The organism is Paracoccus sp. (in: a-proteobacteria) (assembly GCF_039808215.1).
Classification (GTDB): Bacteria; Pseudomonadota; Alphaproteobacteria; order Rhodobacterales; family Rhodobacteraceae; genus Paracoccus.
In genome coordinates this window covers 1-4,312 of the sequence record NZ_JBDHSP010000134.1, presented here as the reverse complement: position 1 = coordinate 4,312, position 4,312 = coordinate 1, and the positions used below count along the sequence as shown (strand labels likewise).

At 63.1% G+C, this 4,312-nt stretch carries 8 protein-coding genes; 4 read left to right on the top strand and 4 right to left on the bottom strand.

Features of this window, described 5'->3' with window-relative positions; genetic code table 11:
• The 3 genes from WMK75_RS18495 to WMK75_RS18485 all read right to left on the bottom strand — a co-directional run.
• Positions 1 to 324 (bottom strand): hypothetical protein (locus WMK75_RS18495; RefSeq protein WP_347269053.1); only part of this gene is annotated, 324 nt, incomplete at its 3' end.
• A gap of 108 nt (positions 325 to 432) precedes the next feature.
• A complete protein-coding gene (locus tag WMK75_RS18490; RefSeq protein ID WP_347269052.1) occupies positions 433 to 879 on the bottom strand; it encodes a DUF4345 domain-containing protein in 447 nt (148 codons plus the stop codon).
• Positions 880 to 919: 40 nt separating this feature from the next.
• Positions 920 to 1,351: a hypothetical protein gene (locus tag WMK75_RS18485; RefSeq protein ID WP_347269051.1), complete on the bottom strand. Its 432-nt coding sequence runs from the start codon at positions 1,349 to 1,351 to the stop codon at positions 920 to 922.
• On the opposite strand from WMK75_RS18485, the gene WMK75_RS18480 reads away from it, so the two are divergent.
• The 4 genes from WMK75_RS18480 (at position 1,350) to WMK75_RS18465 (ending at position 3,822) form a co-directional block, all read left to right on the top strand.
• Entirely contained in the window at positions 1,350 to 2,171 is an 822-nt protein-coding gene (locus WMK75_RS18480; RefSeq protein ID WP_347269050.1) for a TetR/AcrR family transcriptional regulator, read from the top strand. The genes WMK75_RS18485 and WMK75_RS18480 overlap by 2 nt on opposite strands.
• A 194-nt stretch (positions 2,172 to 2,365) precedes the next feature.
• On the top strand, positions 2,366 to 2,707 hold the full coding sequence (locus WMK75_RS18475; RefSeq protein WP_347269049.1) for a lipid A-modifier LpxR family protein: 342 nt from the start codon (positions 2,366 to 2,368) through the stop codon (positions 2,705 to 2,707).
• A 210-nt stretch (positions 2,708 to 2,917) separates the two neighbouring features.
• Positions 2,918 to 3,361, top strand: coding sequence for a MarR family winged helix-turn-helix transcriptional regulator (locus tag WMK75_RS18470; protein ID WP_347269048.1), 444 nt, complete (start codon positions 2,918 to 2,920; stop codon positions 3,359 to 3,361).
• Complete coding sequence (locus tag WMK75_RS18465) at positions 3,358 to 3,822, top strand: hypothetical protein (RefSeq protein WP_347269047.1); 465 nt, start codon at positions 3,358 to 3,360, stop codon at positions 3,820 to 3,822. Before WMK75_RS18470 ends, WMK75_RS18465 begins: the two co-directional genes overlap by 4 nt.
• 129 nt (positions 3,823 to 3,951) lie before the next feature.
• On the opposite strand, the gene WMK75_RS18460 is transcribed toward WMK75_RS18465, so the two are convergent.
• Positions 3,952 to 4,312 (bottom strand): hypothetical protein (locus tag WMK75_RS18460; RefSeq protein WP_347269046.1); only part of this gene is annotated, 361 nt, incomplete at its 5' end.

The following is a 4,312-nucleotide window of genomic DNA, read 5'->3' as shown; positions in this document are numbered from 1 at the left end:
TTCCCGTTCGCCACCCGCCGACGAACGTTGGCGTGCGGGTGATGAGTGCCTCGCGAATCGTTGCACCAAGCCCGGCGCGCGCGGCATGAATACGGAACCCGGATTCAGCGGTGATTCGGTCTGACCGACAGCGACCCGTTCGAACCGGTAACCGCGCTGATGAATCGATGCGCACCTCGCCGTGCAACGGATTGGCGTGAATTGCATTACCGTCGCGCCCGGCTTTGCGGCTTCGTCGCGCACTAGCGATTCGGCGCGGTCATCGGCAAATGCCGTCAGCGCCGAAACCGCTGCGATCGAGAACGCCAGCACGGTGGTGCCCACCCTGTTTCATCAAATTGCTCATGAGTTTCCCGGCGTTCTCGATGACGGTACGTTGCGGTAGCGGTGATTTAGCGAGTCTGCCAACGCACTGCGCCTTTCAACTTGTCATCATCGGGCCACCCTCGCACATCGGAGTAGATCGCCTCTGCGAGCGATGCGATCACCTTCGCACGTTTGTGCAACGCGCCGCTGCCACCAGACACAGAGTGGCGGCCCGATGAGTTCGAGCGCGATCAGGGCGACGAAGGGCGCGTGCGGCGCGCCGACTGCGATCAGGGAAATCACGCGCCCGATGCCGCCGAGAAATATCATGAGCCACAAGGCCCGGAACAGTGCCGTTTCGCGCTCGATGCGCGGCAGCATCCACAGTACACAGAGCCCAAGCCCCAGCCAGATGCCGCCGAAGAAGCGCAGGTTGCTGTCGAGCGTGCCGTCGCGCGGCAGGTGCGTTGCGGCGTAGAGCGGATCGTCCACGCCCATCATCGTGAGCAGTCCGGTGGTGACAGGCACAAGCCCCAGCAGTGCGGTGACTCGTTGCAGGTTGCGTCGGGACATGCGCCTTCTCCCATCAGGTTGATGGCAATTGCGTGCCAGGTCAGGCGCGCAGGCTGAGGGCAACACCGGCCGCGTAAAGCAGCGTTGCCAGGGTAACTCCGCGAACGGGCAGCGAGAAGAAGCAAAGTCGAGCCACCACCAGATAGACCACCAGCGTGACCAGCCCAAGCCCCTGCAGGAACTCCGACCGCCACAGCAGCATCGGCTGCAGCAATGCCAGATAGCCATAAACCAGCCCGAACAGCATCAGCCCGATGCTGTGAGTGACATTGAAACCGTGGTTCGCTCGCCACATGGTGGTCTGTCGGGTGAGGACCGGGTGGGTTCGCTGCATCGCTGCCATCACGGCCGGATCGCGCGGATGCAGTTTGTTTCCGTGCAGGGTGAAGAGCAGGTGGATGCTGCCAAACAGCAGGACGATACCGGCGCTGGTTGCAACGAGTGTGGAGGCGAGCATGGGGCGACCTTTCATGGATAATCTTTACAGGCGAAAGATTTGCCACATTTTTCATTGCAATCCTTCTCGTGTCAAGATTACGGTCATGAGCCCCCTGAAAGCAGGTGCGACGGCGCGCAAAACCGCCCCAAGATCACGCAAAACGCCGGTCAAAGTGGATGCTGCGGCTCCGCGCAAGCGCGCCGCCGCGACCGTCCCCGCATCGGAACCCAAGCCCTACCACCATGGCAATCTGCGCGAGACGCTGCTGGCGGCGGCGGATGGGGTATTGGCGCGGCATGGGGCGGCTGGCATCACGCTGCGCGATGTGGCCAAGGCAGCCGGTGTGTCGCACGCGGCGCCGTACCATCACTTCGCCAGCCTGGACGAGATGCTCGCGGCGGTGGCTGAGCGCGGCTTCGCACGACTCGCGGCGGCGATGGCAGCACACGCGGACGAGAGCGATCCGCGTGAGCGCCTGCTGCAGATCTGCGAGGCTTACGTCGATTGCGCTCGGACGCATCCGGCGCAATTCCGGCTGATGTTTGGCGCGCTGCTCGCGCGCAAGCACGAGTTCCCGACGCTGAAAGCGGCGGCTGACGGCGCGTTTGCGCAGCTATTGGCGGCATCGACGGGGCTTGACGCCGAACGAGGGCCCGACGTGGCGCTGCTCGGCTGGAGCCTGGCGCACGGCCTAAGCAATTTGCTGATCGACGGCGCCTTTGACGGCCTGCCGATGGAGCTTCCCGCCGGTCCAACGCTGGCGCGGCGACTGGCGGCGCTTGCGCTGGGCGGAGCACTTCGTCAGGCATCACGGAGACGGTTGCCTGCGCAGAGCGAGGCAAATCCTCGCTAACGGCATTGTCGTGGAAGTGCGATCGAATATGGCCCGAGTCAGCCAAAACCGCGGGTGATTCACGCGCCGCACGTGCCCACACGCTGCTCGCGTCGGGGACGCACCGCTGGCCGTGGCGCTTTCGCAGCGCCAATCGCTTGGAACTTTGTCATCAACGCTACCGGCATTGCGTGCGTTGCATTGCTGACGGCAGGATGCCGAATCGCTTTCGGAACTCCCGCGCAAAGCGCGACGGATCCTCGAAACCAAACTCGCTGCAAACCTGCCCGTGCCGTCCTGTACGACATCACGCTCGATGGCAATACATTTCGATCCAGCCACCGCGTGGCAAGCGTCCCTTCGTGGCTGACGTTACTTACGGCGTTGCGATGGTTCACGGCCGATGGCGCATCGCCCTGGCGCGCTATCACCGGAGCCGCGAGTTCCACGGACAAAAGGAAGTACCGGTCTACGGCACGCTCACCATCGGCAGGCGCTTCTACGCGCCAGGACACGCGAGTACCCATGAAACGATCGATCCTGCCTCTTCCCGGTAACGAAGCGTTGGCAGCGGCGCTGGCCAAGGCTTGCCATGGCGAGATGGGCGCCCTCCATACTCAATCCTCAGTGGCATCTCGCGCCTGGTTTCAGGCTCATACCTCGTTGGACAAGACTGCTAGTTGACAACCGGTTGCCATTGATGGAAACTGGTTGTCATGAAGCGACGAAATTCATCTCCCTCTGCACCTGCCCCCAACGCTGTCGCCGTGACCGAATTGACCTTGGCGGTGTTTCGGCTGAACGGCGTATTGCTTCACTGGGGTGACAAGCTGGTCGCTCCGCTCGGACTCACCAGTGCACGGTGGCAGGTGCTGGGTGCGATCGCCCTTGCCGATGCGCCACTGACGGCTCCCCAGGTGGGCGGGGCAATGGGCGTCACGCGCCAGGGCGCACAAAAACAACTCAACCTGTTGGCTGAACAGGGGCTTGTCAAACCGCAGCCGAATCCAGCGAATCAGCGTTCGCCGTTCTACGCCCTGACGCCGGAAGGCTGGGCTCGGTACCGCAAGGCCGATGCCCTCTGGGCCGCGCAGGCTGCCGAACTGGCGGCGCTGATCCCCGTCAGCAAAGCCAACACCGCCGCCCGAACACTCGAATCCATGCTGCGCGAGTTGCAGACTGTTTCCCCATTTTCAAAGGCCCAACCATGAAATCGAAATTGCATGCCATCTTCGGAGCCGTCGCGATCCTTTGCATCACCACGTTCTGGCTCTCAACCCTCGTGTCAGAGCTTTTCATGGATCCGGCAAGTGTCGCTGCCGTCAAGAACGCGGTGTTGAGCGGCATGTGGCTCTTGATCCCGTCGATGGCGGCCACGGGCGGCAGTGGTTTTTCGCTCGCGAAGGGCCGTGGCGGCCGCCTGGTCGGCGTCAAGGGGAAGAGAATGAAGATCGTGGCGGCCAATGGCCTGCTGATACTGCTGCCCAGCGCATTCGTTCTGGCGTCGTGGGCCAACGCGGGGCGTTTCGACGCCATGTTCTATGCCCTGCAAGGCGTGGAGTTGCTGGCCGGCGCGGTGAACTTTTCACTGCTTGCATTGAATATGCGCGACGGCCTCAAGCTGAGCGGCCGGCTCGCTCCCAAACGACCTGCGCCTGGATCTTCCCGCTGATCCAAGCTGATCGCGTCGAGCCCGGTGCTCCGCCACCACCACTATGGGAGTTCAGCGGCGACGAAAACGTGCGGTACTCGGGGCAAGGCGGCGAAAGGCGTTGTGTTGAGTGCCGGAACTGAATGCGTGTCAGCGATCGGACATCAGTATTTCCGCGCGTTGGATACCCTCATCAATGGGAAATTGGCGGCCATGCATCGATGTGAACACGATGAGGCAGCGCACCTGTCCTTTCGATGCCGCATCGCCGGACCGAGCCTGCCAACGTTGCAATAACGCTTGCGACGTGCGCGGACTCGTGGCGCATACCGACATCATCGATCCGAAGGCGCGCGGCGCCATCGATTCGTGGGTGCACTTGCGGCGAGGGCGCGCGTCGGCGAGCACACAGAGCTCGTGCGGCTGGGCGCACAGCATGCCGTGCTCCTTGTGCCGCGCGAGCACGGCGGCGGCGCGTGGCACGGCAACACGAACCGACGAACAGCCGAAC